This window comes from Gemmiger formicilis (assembly GCF_016901605.1).
Classification (GTDB): domain Bacteria; phylum Bacillota; class Clostridia; order Oscillospirales; family Ruminococcaceae; genus Gemmiger; species Gemmiger formicilis_B.
The window spans coordinates 1-582 of sequence record NZ_JACJKP010000393.1; the positions used below are offsets into that span (position 1 = coordinate 1).

Annotated in this window: 2 protein-coding genes; both read right to left on the reverse strand. The window is 46.2% G+C overall.

The genetic code is table 11. The features are described 5' to 3' along the window. Nucleotides 1-16: 16 nt before the first annotated feature. Entirely contained in the window at nt 17-217 is a 201-nt protein-coding gene (locus H6B10_RS15070) for a hypothetical protein (protein WP_087182776.1), read from the reverse strand. A 56-nt stretch (nt 218-273) separates the two neighbouring features. Beyond that, nucleotides 274-582 (reverse strand): hypothetical protein (locus tag H6B10_RS15075; protein ID WP_204652318.1); only part of this gene is annotated, 309 nt, incomplete at its 5' end.

A 582-nucleotide genomic window follows, 5' to 3' on the forward strand; every position in this document is an offset into this window, starting at 1 on the left:
GGGTGGAATTTTTATTTTATCCTTTTTCGTGCTCACAAACTTCGGTCGGTTGGGGAGCCTTTATCTGTCTAAAAACCAGAATCCCCTTGGAAGAAGGTGTAATAGAACAAGAAACCAGTTCAAATCCTTCCTGTTCCATTTGATTGGCTACATCTTCGATTCTTGCCGCCATTTCCTTTGCTTTAGGAGAGTATTTTACAACAATCGTCTTATACATTCTGAAGCCTCCTTTGTTATCTTTTTTGGAGTGTGTGAGCGCAAATCATTTTACGGCTACGCTTTTCTTAAAAAATCCAGCAGGATCCGTTCCTGCTCCACTGGAAAGGTGCGGGGAATCCAGAGCGTCTTGGAAAAGGCATTTTTCTGATGCGTACCGTAGGCGTCCTTTGTCTTCCGGGTAAATATTCCCCGGATACAGATGGATCGTCTTCCCACAGAATACTCTTTCAGCCGGAGCAGCACAAAGGCAAATTCCACCCGCTCGTCCATGCTGCCGCTATAACCGGTATAGCACAGCCGGTTTTCCGAGAGATACACGCGCTGAACCAAAGACGTCCCTGAGCAGTTTGCCCAGTACATCAG

Bases quoted from the DNA above. Each gene is read 5' to 3' on its own strand.
- H6B10_RS15070 (WP_087182776.1), bottom strand. From the start codon at position 217: ATGTATAAGACGATTGTTGTAAAATACTCTCCTAAAGCAAAGGAAATG.